General features: G+C 39.3%; 19 protein-coding genes. 6 read left to right on the top strand and 13 right to left on the bottom strand.

Annotation, left to right across the window (positions count from 1 at the left end):
• Nucleotides 1–17: 17 nt before the first annotated feature.
• Nucleotides 18–596 carry an NUDIX domain-containing protein gene (locus BST86_RS04315; protein ID WP_105982194.1) on the top strand — a complete coding sequence of 193 codons (579 nt, stop codon included), beginning with the start codon at nucleotides 18–20 and terminating at the stop codon, nucleotides 594–596.
• Nucleotides 597–611: 15 nt separating this feature from the next.
• Here BST86_RS04315 and BST86_RS04310 read toward each other — a convergent pair whose 3' ends face one another.
• The 3 genes from BST86_RS04310 to BST86_RS04300 form a co-directional block, all read right to left on the bottom strand.
• Entirely contained in the window at nucleotides 612–2,081 is a 1,470-nt protein-coding gene (locus BST86_RS04310) for a hypothetical protein (protein ID WP_172443312.1), read from the bottom strand.
• A 1,041-nt stretch (nucleotides 2,082–3,122) separates the two neighbouring features.
• Nucleotides 3,123–4,445, bottom strand: a complete 1,323-nt coding sequence (locus BST86_RS04305; protein WP_105982192.1) for a hypothetical protein — start codon at nucleotides 4,443–4,445, stop codon at nucleotides 3,123–3,125.
• A 246-nt stretch (nucleotides 4,446–4,691) separates the two neighbouring features.
• Nucleotides 4,692–6,053: an NAD-dependent succinate-semialdehyde dehydrogenase gene (locus BST86_RS04300; RefSeq protein WP_105982191.1), complete on the bottom strand. Its 1,362-nt coding sequence runs from the start codon at nucleotides 6,051–6,053 to the stop codon at nucleotides 4,692–4,694.
• A gap of 155 nt (nucleotides 6,054–6,208) precedes the next feature.
• Between BST86_RS04300 and BST86_RS04295 the strand changes: the two genes are divergently transcribed.
• Complete coding sequence (locus tag BST86_RS04295) at nucleotides 6,209–6,619, top strand: glyoxalase (RefSeq protein ID WP_105983940.1); 411 nt, start codon at nucleotides 6,209–6,211, stop codon at nucleotides 6,617–6,619.
• 74 nt (nucleotides 6,620–6,693) lie between these two features.
• Entirely contained in the window at nucleotides 6,694–7,149 is a 456-nt protein-coding gene (locus tag BST86_RS04290) for a hypothetical protein (protein WP_055412631.1), read from the top strand.
• Nucleotides 7,150–7,221: 72 nt separating this feature from the next.
• Here BST86_RS04290 and BST86_RS04285 read toward each other — a convergent pair whose 3' ends face one another.
• Entirely contained in the window at nucleotides 7,222–9,117 is a 1,896-nt protein-coding gene (locus tag BST86_RS04285; RefSeq protein ID WP_105982190.1) for a S8 family serine peptidase, read from the bottom strand.
• A gap of 166 nt (nucleotides 9,118–9,283) precedes the next feature.
• Between BST86_RS04285 and dnaN the strand changes: the two genes are divergently transcribed.
• Nucleotides 9,284–10,399, top strand: coding sequence for a DNA polymerase III subunit beta (dnaN, locus tag BST86_RS04280; RefSeq protein ID WP_055412629.1), 1,116 nt, complete (start codon nucleotides 9,284–9,286; stop codon nucleotides 10,397–10,399).
• A 33-nt stretch (nucleotides 10,400–10,432) separates the two neighbouring features.
• Here dnaN and BST86_RS04275 read toward each other — a convergent pair whose 3' ends face one another.
• From BST86_RS04275 to BST86_RS04260, 4 genes are all read right to left on the bottom strand, one after another.
• Nucleotides 10,433–10,981 (bottom strand): type 1 glutamine amidotransferase domain-containing protein, encoded by a 549-nt coding sequence (locus BST86_RS04275; protein WP_105982189.1) that lies wholly within the window; start codon nucleotides 10,979–10,981, stop codon nucleotides 10,433–10,435.
• A gap of 118 nt (nucleotides 10,982–11,099) precedes the next feature.
• Nucleotides 11,100–11,615, bottom strand: coding sequence for a DinB family protein (locus BST86_RS04270; RefSeq protein WP_105982188.1), 516 nt, complete (start codon nucleotides 11,613–11,615; stop codon nucleotides 11,100–11,102).
• Nucleotides 11,615–12,091, bottom strand: a complete 477-nt coding sequence (locus BST86_RS04265; protein WP_105982187.1) for an Lrp/AsnC family transcriptional regulator — start codon at nucleotides 12,089–12,091, stop codon at nucleotides 11,615–11,617. Before BST86_RS04265 ends, BST86_RS04270 begins: the two co-directional genes overlap by 1 nt.
• Before the next feature lie 71 nt (nucleotides 12,092–12,162).
• Nucleotides 12,163–13,275, bottom strand: coding sequence for a M14 family zinc carboxypeptidase (locus BST86_RS04260; protein ID WP_105982186.1), 1,113 nt, complete (start codon nucleotides 13,273–13,275; stop codon nucleotides 12,163–12,165).
• Nucleotides 13,276–13,677: 402 nt separating this feature from the next.
• On the opposite strand from BST86_RS04260, the gene BST86_RS04255 reads away from it, so the two are divergent.
• Both BST86_RS04255 and BST86_RS04250 read left to right on the top strand, forming a co-directional pair.
• On the top strand, nucleotides 13,678–14,097 hold the full coding sequence (locus BST86_RS04255) for a transcriptional regulator (protein WP_242446458.1): 420 nt from the start codon (nucleotides 13,678–13,680) through the stop codon (nucleotides 14,095–14,097).
• 136 nt (nucleotides 14,098–14,233) lie between these two features.
• Nucleotides 14,234–14,617, top strand: a complete 384-nt coding sequence (locus tag BST86_RS04250) for a DNA topoisomerase IV (RefSeq protein WP_105982184.1) — start codon at nucleotides 14,234–14,236, stop codon at nucleotides 14,615–14,617.
• A gap of 236 nt (nucleotides 14,618–14,853) precedes the next feature.
• On the opposite strand, the gene mscL is transcribed toward BST86_RS04250, so the two are convergent.
• Genes mscL through BST86_RS04230 form a run of 5 tightly spaced genes read right to left on the bottom strand, consistent with a single transcriptional unit; the run spans nucleotide 14,854 to nucleotide 20,579 of the window.
• Complete coding sequence (gene mscL / locus BST86_RS04245; RefSeq protein WP_105982183.1) at nucleotides 14,854–15,309, bottom strand: large conductance mechanosensitive channel protein MscL; 456 nt, start codon at nucleotides 15,307–15,309, stop codon at nucleotides 14,854–14,856.
• Nucleotides 15,310–15,327: 18 nt separating this feature from the next.
• The gene (locus BST86_RS04240) at nucleotides 15,328–18,003 is read right to left on the bottom strand and encodes a DNA gyrase/topoisomerase IV subunit A (protein WP_105982182.1); all 2,676 of its coding nucleotides are present in this window, start codon (nucleotides 18,001–18,003) and stop codon (nucleotides 15,328–15,330) included.
• Between the two features lie 14 nt (nucleotides 18,004–18,017).
• Nucleotides 18,018–18,449 carry a hypothetical protein gene (locus tag BST86_RS04235; protein WP_146126706.1) on the bottom strand — a complete coding sequence of 144 codons (432 nt, stop codon included), beginning with the start codon at nucleotides 18,447–18,449 and terminating at the stop codon, nucleotides 18,018–18,020.
• Between the two features lie 5 nt (nucleotides 18,450–18,454).
• Complete coding sequence (locus BST86_RS14740) at nucleotides 18,455–18,661, bottom strand: hypothetical protein (RefSeq protein WP_146126705.1); 207 nt, start codon at nucleotides 18,659–18,661, stop codon at nucleotides 18,455–18,457.
• 52 nt (nucleotides 18,662–18,713) lie between these two features.
• On the bottom strand, nucleotides 18,714–20,579 hold the full coding sequence (locus BST86_RS04230) for a DNA topoisomerase IV subunit B (protein ID WP_105982180.1): 1,866 nt from the start codon (nucleotides 20,577–20,579) through the stop codon (nucleotides 18,714–18,716).
• Nucleotides 20,580–20,593 lie beyond the last annotated feature (14 nt).

Raw genomic sequence — 20,593 nt, 5'->3', positions numbered from 1 at the left:
ACCCAAAGAATGCTAGGATGGATTATCGAATTGAAGATGAAAAAATAGTATATAAAGGTTTTTTAAAAGTGCTGGAAGCTCAAGTAACTCACGACACTTTTAATCAGGACCATCAAAAACAAGCCACTCGAGAATGTCTGGAACGTGGTGATAGTGTTGCCATATTGATCTATGAAAGAGACACGGACAGTTTTTTGTTTACCAGGCAATTTAGGTATCCATCGGCCAGACGCGACGCACCGTGGATGCTGGAACTAGTTGCCGGTTCTATTGATACAGGTGAGACTGATATCGCTTCCGCGAAAAGAGAAACTCGAGAAGAAATAGGATACGAAGTCGAGCATTTAGAAAGAATACATACCTACTTCCCATCACCTGGTGGATGCTCTGAACAAATCCACCTATTTTATACCGAAGTCAACCAAAGCCAGCAAACAGAGTCTGGTGGCGGCAAGCCAAGCGAAAAAGAAAACATTCAAACCGTACGTATCAAAAAATCCGAGGCAAAAAAAATGCTCCTAGAAGGAGCATTTAATAATAGTATTACCATTATTGGGTTGCAGTGGTATTTTTTGAGAGATGCCTTTAACAAATAATGGTGGTTTGGTATTCTAGAAATCAATTACTGAGAACGAAAACTCTAAATCTGTATCTAATCTAGCAGAAACACCGTTATCGTTATCTCCAATATTTATTCTAAAACCTGTAGCTGTCCTGTTGTAATAAGTGATTCCAGGGTCATCATAAGTTGTTCCGTTTTGACAGTTACCACCACAATCTAATGTGGCAATATTAATGACATAATTGGCACTGGGTCTTGCTGTAGTGAATGTTACTTGATAATCTCCAACATTTATTTTAGATACCGTAGCACCATTTATTTTTAGTGCGATTCCAGCAGCATTTACAACTCCAGCAGCAACAATTTGAGGTGTTCCTGGAGCAACTGCAGGTTGCCAAGAAGCTCTACCGTTAGCATCCGAGGTTAACACCTTGCCTGTGCCTTGAGTGCCATCAACAATTTTGACCTTACCTGCGACGTGTAATTTCGTTGCATTATCTGGTGAGGATGTACCTATGCCTACATATGCATCTGCATTTCCTAAAACGATAGCATCAACACCGTTTGCAATGGCTCCTCTACCTATAGCTGTAGAACCTGTAGAATTAGCTTGTGCTCCTGAGCCAAACGCTGCAGCCTCAAAACCATCTGCTATAGAACCATTACCTATCGCTAAACTGTTATCCCTTTTCGCATCCGCTCCAGCACCTAAAGCAACAGTTGATTGTTTTCTGGCAAATGAGGAGGCTCCTATCGCAACACCACTTCCATCAAGAGCCTGAGCTTCATTTCCGATCGCTATAGCTTTTGAGGCTCCAGCATTAGAAGCATTACCCATTGCCATCGCATTTTGAGCAGATGCTGTTGCACTTACACCTAAGGCGGTACTGTTTTGTCCTGATGCAGCGCTATTATTACCTAATGCAAGACTCCTATCTTGAGAAGCTTTACTGCCTAAACCTATGGAAGTAGATTGAAAAGCTGAGGCATCAGCACCATATCCAATCGCAAGTGCCTGATTACTGGTGATTGCTTTGGCATTAGTCCCTATAGCTATAGAATTATTATCCTTTGCCTGAGTATTTAATCCTATTGCAATACCTCCATTGGGAGCAAAGAGCCCAATCTGATTATTGTTTACCCGTAATTGAAGCGACTGCTCATTCGTGGTTCCTAAAAATTCATTACCTGTCAATTCGTTTCCAGATAACGACCAGTCACTAGATTCTGTACTAATGTCAAGAAAAGTACTCCAGCGGCTACCGTTCCAATAAGTATAACCTACGTTTAAGCCTGGAACATTTGCAGTATTAAAAATAAGTAAACCCATCGCAGGATTAGCGATGGTCGTAACATCTGTAGTGCCTGTCAACGCCACTTTTGGTAACAAAACCCCTTTATTGGAAGATGAAACTTCTAACAAGGTAGAAGCATCTGGAGTTATTGTTCCAATTCCTACTTGAGAATAAGATAAAACTGAAAAAAGAAGAGTGGCAAAGAAAAGTGGGGTAATTTTCATATAGCAATTTGTAGAGTAACAAACATAATTCCTACAACTTGCATACATCATTTTCTCAGGCATAAAACCTCATTTAGCCTTATAATCATACATTTCATCGATGAATTTAACTTTAGATAAATCCAGAATAATTTCAAAACAAGACAAGATGTCAACTAGCGGTGTGTTTATGAAGTTTATTGAGAGCTTCTAAAAATGTCAAAAGCGTTTATCACTACTATCTTTATTTTTACATAACGACAAGTTATTACTCTTGACGATTTAGGTCAGCAATAAAACGATCATAACTAATAATTGGATCTGCCAATTAGTTCAATTGATACGGATGAGACTGATATCGCTTCCGCGAAAAGAGAAATTCAGGAAGAAATAGGATATAAAGTTGAGCATTAAGAAAGGATACATACCTATTTCCCATCACCTGGTGGCTGGCCTGAACAGATCCACCTATTTTATACCGAAGTCAACCAAAGCCAGCAAACAGAGTCTGGTGAAGGCAAGGCTAGCGAAAAATAGGACATTCAAACCATAAGCATCAAAAAATCCGAGGCAAAAAAATGCTCCTGGAAGGAGCAATTAATAATAGCATTACCATTATTGGGTTGCAGTGGAAGTTTTTGAAACACTAATTGTGCGAATACACAAAGACATCTATAAAAATCTTAATATATTCTCTTTTGCAAAAAAATAAAGTTTTTGTTGATAACAATTAGGTTTTGAACCTTCTTCATTTAGAAAATAATATTTTTCTCTGGAATATCAATTCTATATGATTTAAATACTGGACCCAAAGTAGGTGGTTAGCACTAATCTTGACTAATATTTGCAAAAGTATTAATGATCTTTATAAACTGGAATATTCTCAAGTAAATGATTTTTACATGATCATATGTTAATGAATGACGTCAATTAAATATTGTTTGATTCAAATGCGCGCTACCATTAAAGCTAAAAGATTCGTTCTGCACTCATGTAAATACGTCGTTCTCCATTATCAGGGTTGTTTGCTCTAAATGCAAACCACGTTATTTCGTACATACTTCAATTAGGTAAGGCTATTTGAGAAGTAACGGTCTCACTTCTTACATCCCAGTAAGTAATGCCATCTGGATCAGGACTAACAAATCCTCCTGCTGGTAAAATCAAATTGGTATCATAGTCTCTTTGAACAGTGGCTCCTAGAGTATTACCACTTAAGGTAACCTCAATAGGGCTTCCAGAAATATTTATTATTTGAGGTCTGTAAACCACAGCATTATCTCTTTGTACTGTTACTCGTATCAAACCCTCCAATTCTATCAATCCTGTGTTGCTCAAATATTCATTATCAGCTAGGGTCACCCTTCGATAAACACTAGTTCGCTGGCCAACATTTAAGCTTCCACTATTTAAAAGATTCCATCTATTTTGCGACGATGAGAAAACATATAAACCTTCAGAAGTTACATTGATGGTTTGACCAGCTGGAGCAGTTGCTGCTGAGGTAGCATAAACGATGGCTCCGTTTTGGGCAGCAGTATAGGTTTTAGCTTGTAATTGATTCCCTGTCAAGCGAGGAGGTATCATACCGTCTAAAACCGCAGTATTGGTAGGTTGGCCAGTAACCTCTAAAGTGGAAGCTGGAGCATCAGTACCTATACCTACTTTTCCATCAGACTTGATAGTCATACGCTCTATGGTAGAGAGAGCTCCTACTGGCGTAGTTGCAAAATTAATTTCAGCGGCACTTGAAGTAGGACTGCTAGCTCCTTCTGTCTGAAACCAGATTTCAGCACTGGGATTAAATATGGTGCTTGAACCTGTAAAAGATTGTCCTCTTAATCCACCTAAACGAGTATTATCTTGAAGTAAGGCTGGTGAAGATGCCGTTCCTCTGGCTCTTAGAAGATCTATATCTAAATCATCACCAGGAGAATCTATAAATCTAAACAATAGAACATCTCTTGAATTTTGGGTAGTGATATGAAGAGCTCCCAATGGATTATCAGTACCTATACCAACTTGACCTTGTGTATAGATGTTATCTGTGTTAAGAGTTGCGGGATTATTCGTACCCGCGCGATTCCATGGTTCAATGGTACTATTAATTGGAGTCCAGGCGCTTAGAGCATCATCCCAATAATGGAAGCCTTTAGTAAATGTAGAAACATCTTCCGTTAAGTAAACCAATTGTCCATCCGTTGCTCCTGCGGTAGACAAGTCGTTGACTCGAGGAACGAGCACACCATCAGAGGCAGATACATTACCTAAATGATTTGCTGCCCTTATATCTAACGAGGATTCTGGCATAGCGGTACCAATGCCCACTTGTGAGAATGCAAATACAGAAAAAAAAGAAATGATTATAAACGTAAAGTACTTCATAGTAGAGTGTTGTAGTACAAAAATATCGATATGAATAAATTTGATACGTTAAGAATGGTTAAATCAAACGACATTGAACACTCCTAATACACTTAATCGGTTAATCTAATATTTAAACCTTTATTTTTCACAGATGATAATAAATATTAGATAATATTTTGTAGGAAAAATAACTGTTTTATTCAACAATTTGATTAAGCTGAAAGTGACTGATAAAAAGAATACCTTTAGAAAACGTATAAGAATCTACTCATACAAATTCACCACTACGGTCTTGATATTCACAAATTCACGAATACCAAATCTAGACAATTCACGTCCGTAACCAGAAATTCCTGTACCACCAAAAGGTAAGTTAGGATGACTGCTCACTTTCTCATTGATAAATACGGCGCCATCATCAAAATGAACAGACAACCGCTCCATACGGTCGGTATCTTCAGAGAAAAGGCTTACACCTAAACCAAATTCTGACTCATTTACTATATCAATCGCTTCTTGATCACTTTCAAAAGTGGTCACTGCTAACAATGGACCGAAGGTTTCTTCCTTAAAAGCTGGCATGTCTCTGGTTACATGCGTCAAAATAGTAGGCTCAAAATAGGCGCCATCTCTTTTCCCACCTAGATGTAGGTGTGCGCCCATATTAATGGATTTGTGCATGGTTTCTTCCAGCTCTTCCGCAAGGTCTGGTCGTGCCATCACGCCTATATAAGTATCTTCTTTTAAAGGATCTCCAGATTTCAGTTCCTTCACCTTATTGGTTAGCTTTTGCAAGAAAACGGTTGCTATTTCCTTGTGCAGTAACAATCGTTTACCCGCGATACAACTTTGGCCAGTATTCTGGTATCTTGCATCCACACAAGTTTCTACGGCATTATCAATATCAACATCTTCAAAAACCACTAGGGCATTACTACCGCCCAATTCCAAAACAGTCTTTTTAATCTCGCTACCTGCGGTAGATGCCACGGCACTTCCTGCTGGTTTAGAACCGGTAAGAGTGACCGCTTTTACAATAGGATTTTTAATCACCGATTCTATAGGGTCACTACTCACGGTAAGGTTTTTTAAACACCCATCTGGAAATCCAGCTTCTCTAAACAGTTCTTCCAGCATAAGAGCGCAACCCATCACGCTACTGGAATGTTTGAGAACACCTACATTTCCTGCCATTAAAGCAGGCACGATAAATCGCATGACTTGCCAGAATGGATAGTTCCATGGCATTACGGCCAGCACCACACCTATAGGCTCATAAGTCACATAGGATTTATGATAATCAGTTTCAAATTTTTCTGGTTTTAAAAAACCTGGAGCATGGTCTGCATAATAATCACATAGCCAGGCACATTTTTCAGCTTCGGCTTTACCTTGACTTATAGGTTTTCCCATTTCCATGGCCATTTGCCGGGCATAGTTTTGGGCGTTTTGGCGCAGCAACTCACCTACTCTTTTGATGAGTTTTGCTCTAAAATCCATATCGGTTTTGCGCCATTCCTTAAAGGCTGCATCAGCCATTTTAAGTTTGTCTTCAATTTGGCTTTCCGTATCTTCTTGGTAGGTTTTAAGTTCGCTGCCGTTATATGGATTGATGGTCGTGATCATGGTTTTTATTTTAAAAATACGACGAGCGCCCACTTGCGTCGAGGCTCTTTGCAATGGTTTAACGTATTGTGATTGTTGATAAGGTTGTGGAGAATGTCCGCTTTCGCGAAAGCGAATCCAGCCACATCATCCCTACATTTAAAAAACACTTTATTATGGAAAACAGAGATGAGTATCTCGTGGCGCTGCGACCTGGAATTCCGAACGCCAAGGTCAATGATACGATGAGCGCAGATGAACAGTTCCAGAATCGCACACTGCGTCCAGTGGCAAAACTGCAGCATGATTTGCTGGTAGAGGTTTTTCGCAACTATATCAAGAAACACAAGAATGTTTTTTATGGCTTGACGGCTGTAAAAAGGGTGGACTATATTGAGAATGCCGTGAACCGTGATCAAAAATTTAGGAATAGTCTCAAGGGAATTATCATAGGAATGTTCACCATCAAAGAATATTTATTTTACATCTCCAATTCCAGTGCACTTAACAAACGTATGATGAATATCGTGCGAGAACGCCTTATAAGTAGCATTCAGGTTTTTGAGCGTCCTACCATCGACTTATAGCAATATGCTAAATTTAAACTAAGTTATCGGTACCAGCTATTACAGCCTTATATCTTTACACCAAACTAAAGGCTATGAAAGAATTGAAAATGGCTGCCGTTGCAGCTTGTAAGCAAGAAATTAAAGACCGCATCGCTGTCCATAAGGAGCAGCTGGATGATATCAATAACAGTATCGAGTCCAATGAGACCAAACACGGGTATGATAATGATGACAGTCAAGGTGAACTGTTGGGAGATTTTGAACGGTATGCCCAGTTGCGTGAAGAGCATGAAGACATGCTAGTAGAATTCAACAATATTGATTTTCACGGTGGCAAGAAAACAGTTCAAGAAGGCGCGATTGTAAGAACTACGGATCGATTATTACTCATAAGCGTAGGAATAGGACAACTGGAACTAAGAGAACAAAACAGCGATCTTTTTGCAATTTCCAACAAGGCGCCCATTTACCTCGCTATGAAAGGAATGAAGGAAAATGAAAGCTTTACTTTCAACAACAAAGAATTTAAAATTTTAGAAGTTTACTAGATATCAACTATTACAATAAAAAAAGCCCGATCGCATTAAGGATTGGGCTTTTTTGTTATCAAAATTGAACTGTTATTTAATGATCAATTTGCGTGTGGATTTAAGATTACCATCGCTTATCTGTACAAAATATACTCCAGATCCCAAATCTGAAATATTGACTTGCTGGTTAAATCTGCCATTGTTATTGAAGGATTCATTACGAACCATTTGCCCGAGAGTGTTATAAAATTGCACATTGACTTTACTGGAAACAGTAGTAGCATCAAAAGTTATATTAACAAATTCGTTTGCAGGATTAGGGAAAATACTAAGCCCAGAAATTTCTTCAGAACTGGAAGAGGCTGTTTGTGGTGTTGCGCCGTTTACTAGAAGAGAATAAGCTTGCGTTTCTGACAGCTCCCCTTTGTGAGTGATTTCGACCCTATAATTTCCTGCTGGCGCATCAATGTGGATGATTTCTATGTTGTCAACATTGTTGACACCTGTTGTGGCTGCACTTTCTGGTTTAGAAGGATCTAATTTATATGGAAAGTATTCTACACCTTGATCGTCTACTACTTTTAAGTCTAGGTCGTTGATTATATTGGGGGTTTCTAAATCTTCTTCTGCATCAAACGCTATTTCGTTTCCAGGTGCATCTGTCCAAGATAAAGCAAAACTAATACGTTCATCGTTTTCAGAAACAAATCTCTGTTCATAAATTTCGTTGTTTTGAAGATCATTCTCTATCATTATACTACTACTATCGAGATTTAGTATCATATTAGCTGCTGCTTCTACGTCGAACAATCCCCATCCGAATCTGTAATCAGGTCCAGGATCTCTACCTGCTTCTTTTGTAGTCATCAATGCTATACCTCTTGCAGTGGCTGATTTCATATAAAAACCTTTCTCTTCATTGTAGAGTTGTTGCAAAAGCATAAGGCCACCTGTTACCATGGGAGCAGACATCGATGTTCCACTTTTAACACTTGTGGCAGTGTCTGAGTCACTACCTAAACTAAGAACTCCAACACCTTTTGCGACAATATCAGGCTTAATTCTACCGTCGTCAGTCGGACCAAATGAACTAAAGGTAGACATGACCACACTAGAAGGATCCCTGTATCTGAAAACATTATCAACCGCTCCAACCGTTAAGACATTTTTCGCTACCGCTCTGTCTGTTAGAATATCATACCCAACATCGAATCTGTTAAAACCTTGACCTCTATCGTTTCCCGCGCTAACTATTGGAAGAAAATAAGGGTAAACATGCGCTATAAAATCGAATGCTACCGCAGATTCAGTGTAACGTCCAAAATAAGATACTGGAGTTTCTGAAGTTACTTCTACACCATAGCTATGGTTAGAGAGAAGACTTCCAGCTTGTGCTTCGAGTAGCATTTCATTTACATCATTATCGAAACGGTAAGATTTTAGATTTCCTTTAGGCGCCATTCCTCTTAATATCAAATCACTAGAACCCGCACTTATAATGGTACCACCAACGTGAGTACCGTGATCACTCAAATTTTGTCCTTCTTCGCCGTAATTAACTCTTGATAAAATTTCTATATGCGATTCACGAGTGTAACCACCATCCCAAATTACCGCAGTTATACCTTGTCCCTCAATATTTAACCCCAAACTACCTCCAGAATGAAGGTGGTCTACTCCGATACTAATACCTCCTATATAATTGTAAGGTTTAAGGTATATTGGATTTCCATAACCATCAATTCGTTCCAGCCATTTAAACTCACCGTCAGACGTTTTTGCAATTGCTTTAGAAGGATTAGCAGTCAAATAGTCTGAAACGTTTTTACTATTGAATTTAGACCTCTTCAATATAAACTGTTTCAGTTCTTGTTCATCAATTGGATCTACGCTTTTCACCATTTGCTGACGTTGCTGACTTGTTTGAGCTTCGCAATAAATAAAGATTAAAAGGAAAATACTTAACAGTGTAATTTTATTTTTCATAGTAGACAAAAAGGAATGTATTGTTAATAAGTAAATGTGCACAACGATATTATAAAAAATATCTTTGCTTTGCGATTGAGAGTCGCAATTTAATTGATTAGTTTACAAGTTTTATACCATTGTCTGCTTAATTTGGGACACCGGTAAATGATTTTAATAAGACACGATGAAGTTTATAGTATCAAGTTCCTACTTGCAAAAGCACTTACAATTACTAGGTGGTGTGATAAATAATAATAACACATTGCCTATTCTTGACAATTTTCTTTTGGAATTGGTCGGTAATGAATTGAAGGTTTCTGCATCTGATATGGAGACTACAATTATTAGTAGACTAAATGTTGAAAGTCAAGATGATGGTCAGATTGCTATTCCAGCAAGATTATTATTGGATACCTTAAAAACCTTTCCTGAGCAGCCACTTACGTTTCATTCTGAAGGAACAATGATGACCGTAAGTCATGACAAAGGAAAATCTGAAATAGCTTGTGCTCCAGCTGAAGAATTCCCAAAAGCCGTTCAACTACAAGATCCTAGTAGTACTTCTGTGATGGGTGATACCCTAGCGACAGCCATCAACAAGACGATTTTTGCAGCAGGAAATGATGATTTGAGACCTGTGATGAGTGGAGTATTCTTCCAATTTGCTAGTGACTCCCTAACCTTTGTAGCTACTGATGCTCATAAATTGGTTCGTTACAGAAGAGAAGATGTTACTGCAAGTCAGACGGCAGAATTTATCATGCCTAAAAAGCCACTCAACTTATTGAAGTCAATTCTACAAGGTAGCGAGGCTGATGTACTCATTGAATACAATGAAAGTAATGCTCAATTTACTTTTGAGAACACAACCATCATCTGTAGATTGATTGATGGAAAGTATCCTAATTATGAGGCAGTAATCCCTAAGGAAAACCCTAACAAACTTACCATTTCAAGAACGCAGTTCTTGAATAGTGTGCGACGTGTGAGTATTTTCTCCAATAAAACCACGCACCAGATAAGGCTTAAAATGGCAGGTGCAGAATTAAATATTTCTGCTGAAGATCTAGATTATAGCAATAAAGCAGACGAGCGCCTCACTTGCGATTATCAGGGTGATGATATGCAAATAGGCTTTAACAGTCGTTTCTTGATTGAAATGCTCAATAACCTTAATTGTGATGATGTATCGCTTGAAATGTCATTACCTAATCGCGCTGGTATTCTAACCCCAGTAGATGGACTTGATGAAGGTGAAAATGTAACGATGCTGGTAATGCCCGTGATGCTTAATCAATAATAACTTACAGTTCAAAATACTAAAAACACAAAATTATGCGTGTTGTCTCTCGTGTTTTCCTTCTCTCAACTCTTCAACAATTTTTTTGTTGAACGCTGGAAGATCGTCGGGATTTCTACTAGTCACAAATCCTTGATCGGTTACAACTTCTTGGTCTACCCAGTTAGCTCCTGCGTTTTCTAAATCTTTACGTATAGTGTGGTAGGACGTCATTTTTCTGCCTTCCACGACTTCTGCATTAATTAAGGACCACGGCCCGTGACAAATAGCACTTACTGGCTTCTTCTGTTTGAAAAAGTCTTTAATAAAAGAAAGGGCATCTTCGTTGGTTCTCAAACTGTCTGGATTGATTACGCCTCCAGGCAACATCAGCGCATCATAATCACTGGCACTGACTTCATTTAATTGTTTATCTACCTTATAGGATTTGGACCAATTACCATCTGCCCAAGCTTTAATTTCACCTTTTTCAGGTGATACTATATGTACAGTGGCTCCTGCATCTTCAAAAGCTTTTTTAGGACTGGTAAGTTCGCTTTCTTCAAATCCGTTCGTGGCTAGTATGGCTACATTCTTATTCATAATATCTATTTTTTTGGTTCATCACAAAGATCAGGATGAAGCAAAGTAAAACAGCGTTAACAAATCAGAAGCCTACCTAAAGGAAACGGTAAATTTGTGGGAAACTTCTTAAAGGACGTTAATATCTGTCCTCGATGATTTTTAAGTGATGCTTCCAGTGTCCACATATCACAAACGGAATTGCTCTAACTGACATAGAATGGCCGCTACCAACACCTAGATTATTAAGTGATTCAGGCGTTGCATTCTCAAACAAATCAATGGTAGAAGCTCGTACAATTTCTAGGGATGATATAAGGTTCGCTTTCGCGAAAGCGAAATCCCTTAAACCTCTCACATATAAATCCTGATCAAATCCCGGAAGGTTGGTCGCATCACCTCGCATGAATGACAAGGCGCGGTAACTAAAAATACGTTCCGTATCCATGCTGTGGACGAGCAGTTCACCTATGCTCCACTTATCTGGCGCATAGCGATGGTCTAAGGGCTTTTCTAGATTATCTATGAACTTAATTGTTTCCCGAAGCGTTTCCTTAAGCATAAATAGCATATCACTGGAGAGCGATATGCTATTTATGTAAGGTTCGTAATACGCCGCATATTCTGACGGCCTAATATCTCTACGGAAAACCATTATAGATCCTGAAATACTTTATGCAGCAATCGTTTTTTATCATTGATGCTTTCTTCCAGACTTATCATAGTCTCTGTACGGCTCACACCGTCGATGTCGTCTAATAGGAAAATGATTTTTTTGGCATGCGTGGTATCTTTTGCTCTTATCTTACAGAAGATATTAAATTTACCTGTGGTAATGTGAGCCACTGTTACATAAGGAATCTCTGCAATGCGCCCCAATACAAATTGTGTTTGACTGGTACGGTCCAGATATACTCCTATGTAAGCGATGAAATTGTAGCCCAGTTGTTGATAGTCCACCGTTAAAGAGGAACCATGAATGATGCCTGATTCTTCCATCTTTTTCACCCGAACGTGAACCGTTCCAGCGGAAATATTTAATCTTTTTGCGATATCAGTAAAAGGTGTTCTTGTGTTTTCAATTAAGACATCAAGAATTTGCTTATCGATCTCGTCTATTTTAGCCCTCATTTTTTTCTGTATTTTAATACAAAATAAAAGATTGCATTGATAGATTCCTAATAATATTGAAGAATAAATGATTATTTAATGAAAGAACTGATTTTTAGCGATTCAGAGGTAACCACCATATCGTCTTCTATAATCAGATCATTTTGGAAAATTTCTTCTTTGGCTAGGTCTATAGTTCGATGTCCATATAAGATAGAGACCTCGTCAATAGCATATATCATAGGTATGAACTCAAGTCCACCAGTAGCAACCTGTTCATGGTACATGATCGCAATGTCTCGGGTTCCATTAATTGATGGTGCATTGCGCAACAATATATCTACATAATTTTTCTGCACGGCAGGAATGGATTGATAAGCTCGTAAAATGGACTCATTTTCATTCTCGATATCTTTGATCATGGGTGCATTTTTCAAAACGCTCATTAGCGATTCCTTAATCAGTTCTAGTACATGGTCGCGACTATAGTCTTCGCCAGCGTGTCCAGCCTCAAATAAAATAGTGGGAATGCCTTGAGACTGACAGTAATCACCCCAACAATAGATATTAAAGGCATCATCATATCGGCCTACAGCTGCCTTAGGAAGATCTCCAAGGTCGGTAATTATGTGATTGATGAGTTTCATAGACTGCAAACGAGATGGTGTTACGCGCTTATCTGGATCTGCAGATGGCGTCAAAAAAGACAATTGACAGGGCAAGACCGAATTTTCTAAACCATAAATGGTTCTTTGACCATGAAGATTTAAGGCCAGATCAGGTTCAAAAAAATCAATAGCATCTTTTAAAATCAAACTTTCTGGCTGACTCAATTCCTGGGCATCCCGATTTATATCAATGTTCTTAGCATTATTACGTGTCCATTTATCGGCGCCATCAGGATTTAAAACGGGAATAATGTATAATGATATATTATCCAAAAGTTGAAAGAATTCCTTGTTTTCCAAAAGCTCAACAATGGCTCTTGTGGTCGTTGATTCGTTACCATGCATTTGTGACCACGCGAGAACCTTAAGATCTCCATGACCTAGACGTAATCCAAAAATAGATCGATTTTCAACTGAAGATCCTAGATAGGAAAAGGAATAAAAATCCTGCGGCAACTTTTCAATGACTTCCATAAAAACTTTTTCAAAAAGTTCGTAGGTAAAGTACCGAGGTAGCTTTTGAATGGATGAGCTCATAGTAATTACTCTTTGATGCAAAAGTACGTTTAGAAAAGTAAACGTAGAAGATCAAATGATGTGTTTACATTCGTAAACAACAATAATTTTACAATTGTAAACAGAAGAAATGATTGAAATGTTTATCAATGTAAACAGAAAGAATACAAAATATATAGCAAGCACGATAGAGAACCTTGCGAAACAATTCAAGCATTGTATATTTCAATCATCATTTTATTTATCAGATAATTAAATTAACTCAATTAAACCTTTAATTCATGTATAATGGCTCGTTAGATCTAAATTTTCGCTAGTTAAACAAAGAATGTTTACAAATGGAAAAGGTGTTTGAACTTAGTTTTGGTTATCTTTGTAAACATGGTAGATTCAGAAGAATTTTCGAAACGATTAGAGCTCATTATGAAGCGGCATGAGCTTAATGCGTCCAGTTTTGCCGAGCAAATTGGTGTAGGACGCAGTTCCATATCGCATATTTTATCTGGACGTAACAAGCCTAGTCTAGACTTTGTTTTATCCATTCTCAAGAGTTTTGATGATGTGGATCTTTACTGGCTGTTGAATGGAAAAGGCACCTACCCTAAATCAAGTGCTACAGAAAATTCAAATGCATCAAGTGAATCACCACCGGTAAATAGGAAAGAAGTCGTTCCAGAGAAAGCTAACATTCCAGAACAACCTGCAGAGCAAAAATTAACGGAACAGCTTACCGAGGTTCCACAGCCAACATCTAGATCATTTATTAAAAACGGGAAAAATATAACAAAGGTAATTTGGTTCTATGAAGATGGAACCTTTGAAGAGTTCGTACCTAATTCTTGATTTAGAATATAGTCAGTCACAACTCTAAAACTCCTGTAAGATTTCTTTGACAATCAAAACAGACCAAACCGATCTCCAGCGCTTATTTTTGTAATGGGTTATATACGGTAGCCGACTTCTATAATATAATGTCATTATGCGCAGCTTCACCATCATTTTTCTTGCTATCATTTTTACCTCTTGTTCTAATTATACTAATACGAGAGACTGTGATGATTTTAGAACTGGAACTTTTGTCTGGGAACAAGAGTCTGGTGGCAAATTATTGAAAACTACTTTTGAACGCACAGAGGATTTGCAAATCGAGACCTTTGAAGGTGTAGTGGATACTTCCAGAGTGGAATGGATCAACGCCTGCGAGTGGCGCATTATTCCCATCAACCCCAAAACTAATGCAGAGAGTCGCGCCTACCTTTTCAAGATCCTTAACACGACAGATGATAGTTATTCATTTGAATTCAAGCAGTCTGGTCGCGACCAGATCTACTACGGGACGGCCACTAAACTTAGTGACGAATAGAAATCAATAAAAAAGCGCCAGAGTCTTTCTCTGGCGCTTTTCTTTGGCTATTCAAATAAATCTAACATGAAAACTATTTTCAAGAGAAGTGTTTTGGCTAAAAAACAGCTTCAAATTCGTTTTCAAGTTTCTGACTATAGAACGCCTAAAAGGTTTAATTAAGGCTTTTAACAGTTCGCTTTCGCGAAAGCGAACTAATCACAAACACCTTAAATACAATAAGTTAGTCTCTAAAATTATTTTTGAGAGAGTATTTTGTTTTGCTCTTGCATGAGCTCTTTTAAATCATTGAGCAGTTCGATATCCTTAGGAGTGACCACTTCTGGATTTTTAGGATCCTGTGCCCTATTGCGCAGCTTGTTCATGAGTTTAATCACGACAAAAACGGTAAATCCAATGATTAAAAAGTCAATGGAAACCTGGATCAACTCACCGTAGCCTATAGCAATCTCTTCGGTTCCTGGTGTAGGCATGGCACCTGCGTCATTGGTGGCTTCAATGCCTTCTCGCAGTACCCATTTACGGTTTGAGAAGTTGACACCATCAGTCAAAAGTGATAACGGCGGTAAAAAAACCTTTTCTACAATGGCTGTCACCACCTTGTTAAATGCCGTACCAATGATGATACCTACGGCCATGTCGATCATGTTTCCCTTGACCGCAAACTCTTTAAATTCAGTTAATAAGCCCATTTATTATTCCTTTCTTACTTAAAATAGACTGGCTTGTCCCTTATCATCTATAGGCGACTCACCATCTTGGTCTTTCTCTTTTGTAGGTTTCTCGTCTTGAGAATTGTTGCCGTTATCAGGTGCATCGTCCTCGTCATCTTCTTCAATGACCTCTACATCTTCTACTTCTGGCTCTTCATAAGGCAAAGGGTCCAGAAGGTTGATTTGCTTGACTTTTTCCTTTGTCAACATATTACCTTGAGCCGTGATACCTTTGATGCTTATGAATTCCTCCAACGGGATTGCCTCATTAGGTGGTTGTTCCTTACCACGAGGTTTATTGAAAACCACTTCCGCTAGCGGTAGATGATCTGTAGAGATGATTTCTAGATAGGATTTCTCGTGGTCTGATATGAAAAGCTCTTCTTTGTCTTCATTCTCGATCAAGAAACGTTTCACGTAAAATAAATCCTTCTCACCATTAAAATAAATAGCACTGATAGGTTTGTTGGGAATCCATTTTTCCAAAACGATCATATCATCGTCAAAACGCGCTGTAACTTCTGGAACCACCGTTTTGGCTATTCCTTTTTGATTGATGATAAGCAATCGATCATCGCCTTTAAACTCGCCTAGCAATTCACCGCGACCGTCCACATTAAGTCGTCTTACCGTGTCATCAAACCAGATCTTGCGCGGTTTGAGCGTACTCACGCCTTCTTCCTTGAGTTCGACCTTCTTGATGTTGTATTTAGTCACCAGATTTCCTTTACTAGATCTTCCTTTGATCAAGATGTCAGAGAAATCTAGGTCCCATTTTAATTTTTTGATGCTGCCTTGTTGGCGTAAATTAATCGTGACAATTTCTGCCTCACCATTAGGATTGGCGCTAAAATAATGAACGCTGGTACCTGCCGTTCCATAACCTACACTGTACTCACGATCTCTGGTCATGCTCGTCACTGAGAATCGCTTTACATAACTAGGACCAGTTTTACCATCACGGTAAATCAAATTGTAAATAGTGCGTTTATCCTTCTTTTTCCAGACAGCCACATGCAAAATGTCTTTACCAACGAACGTCTTGGCATCTACCTTAGTGACCATCATGGTTCCGGCTTTCGTGAAAACGATAATATCATCAATGTCTGCGCAATCACAAACATATTCATCGCGCTTCATGCTGGTCCCAACGAAACCTTCTTTGCGATTGACGTATAGCTTTGTATTTCTAATGACCACCTTACTAGCTACGATATCATCAAAGGCTTTGAGTTCTGTCTGGCGTGTACGATCCTTACCGTAGTCCTTTTGCAACTTCTTGAAATAATCAATGGTAAATTCTACCAGGTTCTCCAGGTTCTTTTTGAGTTCTGCAATACGGTCTTCCAGCGCTTCAATTTTTTGCTGTGCCTTATCGATATCAAACTTGGAAATGCGCTTGATGCGGATTTCTGTCAACCTCACTATATCATCTACTGTAATCGCTCGCTTCAAATGCCCAATATGCGGCTTCAAACCTTTGTCAATGGCATTGATCACGCCATCCCAAGTTTCTTCATCTTCTATATCGCGGTAGATCCTGTTCTCAATAAAAATGCGCTCGAGCGACGCAAAGTGCCACTGCTCTTCTACTTCATCCAGCTGGATTTGCAACTCTTGACGTATGAGTTCTACCGTATGATCTGTGCTGCGGCGCAGCATTTCAGTCACGCCTACAAATAATGGCTTGTTATCTTCAATGACACAACCTAGTGGCGATACGCTTACCTCACAATTGGTAAATGCAAACAGTGCATCCATAGTTTTGTCTGGTGACAATCCTGGTGGTAGGTGGATCTGGATCTCAACTTCGGCAGCTGTGTTGTCCTCGATCTTTTTAATCTTAATCTTTCCTTTCTCGTTGGCCTTGAGAATGGAATCAATCAGCGAACTGGTAGTTGTAGAGAATGGAATCTCTGTGATGATAATGGTGCTCTTGTCTGGCGAATGCATTTTTGCACGCACGCGTACTTTACCACCTCGCATCCCGTCATTATAGCCAGAGATATCTGCCTCACCACCCGTTGGGAAATCAGGATACAATTTGAAACGCTTGCCCTGCAAGTGTTTAATGCTGGCATCAATGATCTCGTTAAAGTTGTGTGGTAATATTTTGGTGCTTAAACCTACGGCGATACCTTCTGCTCCTTGCGTGAGCAGTAAAGGAAACTTGACCGGTAGATTGATAGGCTCCTTACGACGGCCATCATAACTGGATTGCCATTCAGTTATTTTAGGGTTGAAGAGAACTTCTAGAGCAAATTTGGATAAACGCGCTTCAATGTAACGAGAGGCCGCTGCAGGATCGCCGGTAAGAATGTTTCCCCAGTTTCCTTGCATGTCAATAAGCAGGTCCTTCTGCCCTATTTGTACCATGGCATCACCTATGGATGCATCACCATGTGGGTGATATTGCATGGTGTGACCTACAATGTTTGCCACCTTGTTATAACGACCATCATCTAGATCCTTCATGGATTGCATGATACGTCGTTGCACTGGTTTAAAACCATCTTCTATGGCAGGTACCGCACGTTCCAGAATTACGTAACTGGCATAGTCCAGGAACCATTCCTTGTACATGCCAGTGACACGTGTAATGGTTTCTGTGGCTTGTTCTTCAAAGCTGTTGTCCAGATTCTCTAATTCTTCGTTTTCGTTTTCTTCGCTCATTCTGCTTTTAAAATCTATCTGGTTTTTGCTTCGTTTTCAGTGAAGTTAGCGGTGATGGATGGGTTCTCGCTTCGTAACATCATCAAAAGCTCTGTAGCTCTAATCGTTTCTCTGACTTCACTCAAATTACGTTGCTTCCCGTTTTCCAAAACTAGATAAAAAACCGAGCTATTGTAAGAGCTTTGCTTCATTTGAATAATGGCTGTAATGGGTATTTGACTTGTAAAGGTTTTCTTGATCAATGCCCAGCAGATTACCAAAATGCAAAAAATTAAAAGACTCCAAGTAAAAATAGTAAAGGCATCAGATTCCTGATTCCTATTACTCAAAAGTGTCAGAAACAAGCTTGCTGCTGTAAAGCATACCGCAATGTATGGCATTGCTAGCATGAGCGAACTTGAGTCTGTCATTTTCAGATTACCATCAATATTTTTAAAATGTTTCACGATCACTAATTCAGTTTCTTTTTTGCTGTCAACCAACTAATCATAAAACCGAGTAATGCTGCCACCTTCAAGGTCAGACCAGTTGCTAAAATCGTATTCCCGTTAATCCAAGCACCTTCTCCAAAACCCCAATGCATGATTTTGAATAATGCACCTGTGATAATAAGAATCATCGCAATTAATAAAATTAAAATGAAAGCTTTATTCTTCAAATTATACTTATTCGTTAGCTACTATTGTTAATTATTCCAGCTATTTATTGAATCATAATGGCAAGCCTTCCTCCACCACATCCAACTCCACCTTCAAATTATCAATGATAAATTCCTGACGGTCTGGTGTGTTTTTACCCATATAGAAACTCAGCAATTCTTCAATACTCATATTGTCATCCAGCATAATAGGATCTAGTCGTATGTCATCACCTATAAAATGCTGGAACTCATCTGGGCTTATTTCACCCAAACCTTTAAATCGAGTGATTTCTGGATTTTTACCCAGTGCCGCTAGTGCCTCTGAGCGTTCTTCTGGTGTGTAACAGTATCGGGTTTCCTTTTTGTTACGTACCCTAAACAATGGCGTTTGTAATATGTACAAATGACCTTTTTTGATCAATTCTGGGAAAAACTGAAGGAAGAACGTGATCAACAATAAGCGTATGTGCATTCCATCCACATCGGCATCTGTGGCGATGACGATCTTGTTGTAGCGCAGGTCTTCCATGCTGTCCTCAATATTTAAGGCCGCTTGAAGCAAGTTGAATTCTTCATTTTCATAAACAATCTTCTTGCTCATGTTATAAGAATTCAGCGGTTTACCACGCAGTGAAAACACCGCTTGGGTATTCACGTTGCGGGATTTGGTGATGGATCCACTGGCACTATCACCTTCGGTAATAAATAGTGTGCTGTCTAGGTAGCTATCTTTTTTATTGTCCGTTAAATGCACGCGACAATCGCGTAGTTTTTTGTTGTGCAGGCTGGCTTTCTTTGCTCTATCCTTGGCCAGCTTTCTAATACCACTCAGTTCTTTGCGTTCGCGTTCTGCCTGTATGATCTTGCGCTGCAGGGCATCTGCCGTTTCTGGGTTTTTATGCAGATAGTTATCCAGCTGCGTTTTTACAAAGTCATTGATAAACGTGCGCACGGTAGGCAAATCGCCGCCCATGTCTGTAGAGCCTAGTTTTGTTTTAGTCTGCGATTCAAAAACGGGCTCCATTACTTTTATGGCAATAGCACTTACAATGGACTTGCGTATGTCACTGGCATCGTAATTTTTGTTATAAAATTCGCGAATGGTTTTTACGACAGCTTCTCTAAAAGCGGCTTGATGCGTACCACCTTGCGTGGTATTCTGTCCATTGACAAAGGAATGATACTCTTCAGAATACTGTGTTTTACTGTGCGTCATCGCGATCTCGATATCCTCGCCACGCAAGTGGATGATAGGATAAAGCCGATCTGATTTATTGATGGTCTCGCTCAACAAATCTTTCAAACCATGTTCTGAGAAAAACTTCTCACCATTGAACACAATGGTCAATCCAGGATTGAGATATACGTAGTACTTGAGCATGCGTGAGACATACTCTGGACGGTACTTGAAGTTTTTGAAAATCTCCTCGTCAGGAATGAATGTAATTTTAGTTCCCTTGCGACGGCTGGTTTCTTCCAGCATTTCTTGGTCGGTAAGTTCGCCGCGAGAGAATTCTGCACTTGCACTCTTACCGTCACGTGTGGATTCTACCCTAAAAAAGTTGGACAGTGCATTTACCGCCTTGGTTCCTACTCCGTTTAATCCGACTGATTTCTTGAACGCGCGACTGTCGTACTTACCACCGGTATTCATTTTTGACACCACATCGACCACCTTACCCAGCGGTATTCCACGACCATAATCACGCACGATGACACGCTCGCCTTGTATGGAAACCTCAATGGTTTTACCGGTTCCCATCACAAATTCATCGATGGAGTTATCAATAACCTCTTTAAGTAGAATATAGATTCCGTCATCGGCACTGGAGCCGTCGCCCAGTTTCCCAATGTACATTCCAGGACGCATTCTTATATGCTCCTTCCAGTCCAGCGACCGGATATTATCCTCGGTATATTTAGTTTCCTCGCTCATTTGCTCTCCATGTG

The sequence above is a fragment of the Nonlabens agnitus genome, from assembly GCF_002994045.1.
Lineage (GTDB): Bacteria > Bacteroidota > Bacteroidia > Flavobacteriales > Flavobacteriaceae > Nonlabens > Nonlabens agnitus.
Note: the sequence above shows the minus strand (reverse complement) of the source record. Positions and strands in the feature narration are given on the sequence as shown.

Excerpts from the sequence above, each read along its gene's own strand:
- BST86_RS04315 (WP_105982194.1), top strand. The coding sequence starts at position 18 with ATGGATTATCGAATTGAAGATGAAAAAATAGTATATAAAGGTTTTTTA.
- BST86_RS04310 (WP_172443312.1), bottom strand. The coding sequence starts at position 2,081 with ATGAAAATTACCCCACTTTTCTTTGCCACTCTTCTTTTTTCAGTTTTA.
- BST86_RS04305 (WP_105982192.1), bottom strand. The coding sequence starts at position 4,445 with ATGAAGTACTTTACGTTTATAATCATTTCTTTTTTTTCTGTATTTGCA.
- BST86_RS04300 (WP_105982191.1), bottom strand. The coding sequence starts at position 6,053 with ATGATCACGACCATCAATCCATATAACGGCAGCGAACTTAAAACCTAC.
- BST86_RS04295 (WP_105983940.1), top strand. The coding sequence starts at position 6,209 with ATGGAAAACAGAGATGAGTATCTCGTGGCGCTGCGACCTGGAATTCCG.
- BST86_RS04290 (WP_055412631.1), top strand. The coding sequence starts at position 6,694 with ATGAAAGAATTGAAAATGGCTGCCGTTGCAGCTTGTAAGCAAGAAATT.
- BST86_RS04285 (WP_105982190.1), bottom strand. The coding sequence starts at position 9,117 with ATGAAAAATAAAATTACACTGTTAAGTATTTTCCTTTTAATCTTTATT.
- dnaN (WP_055412629.1), top strand. The coding sequence starts at position 9,284 with ATGAAGTTTATAGTATCAAGTTCCTACTTGCAAAAGCACTTACAATTA.
- BST86_RS04275 (WP_105982189.1), bottom strand. The coding sequence starts at position 10,981 with ATGAATAAGAATGTAGCCATACTAGCCACGAACGGATTTGAAGAAAGC.
- BST86_RS04270 (WP_105982188.1), bottom strand. The coding sequence starts at position 11,615 with ATGGTTTTCCGTAGAGATATTAGGCCGTCAGAATATGCGGCGTATTAC.
- BST86_RS04265 (WP_105982187.1), bottom strand. The coding sequence starts at position 12,091 with ATGAGGGCTAAAATAGACGAGATCGATAAGCAAATTCTTGATGTCTTA.
- BST86_RS04260 (WP_105982186.1), bottom strand. The coding sequence starts at position 13,275 with ATGAGCTCATCCATTCAAAAGCTACCTCGGTACTTTACCTACGAACTT.
- BST86_RS04255 (WP_242446458.1), top strand. The coding sequence starts at position 13,678 with ATGAAGCGGCATGAGCTTAATGCGTCCAGTTTTGCCGAGCAAATTGGT.
- BST86_RS04250 (WP_105982184.1), top strand. The coding sequence starts at position 14,234 with ATGCGCAGCTTCACCATCATTTTTCTTGCTATCATTTTTACCTCTTGT.
- mscL (WP_105982183.1), bottom strand. The coding sequence starts at position 15,309 with ATGGGCTTATTAACTGAATTTAAAGAGTTTGCGGTCAAGGGAAACATG.
- BST86_RS04240 (WP_105982182.1), bottom strand. The coding sequence starts at position 18,003 with ATGAGCGAAGAAAACGAAAACGAAGAATTAGAGAATCTGGACAACAGC.
- BST86_RS04230 (WP_105982180.1), bottom strand. The coding sequence starts at position 20,579 with ATGAGCGAGGAAACTAAATATACCGAGGATAATATCCGGTCGCTGGAC.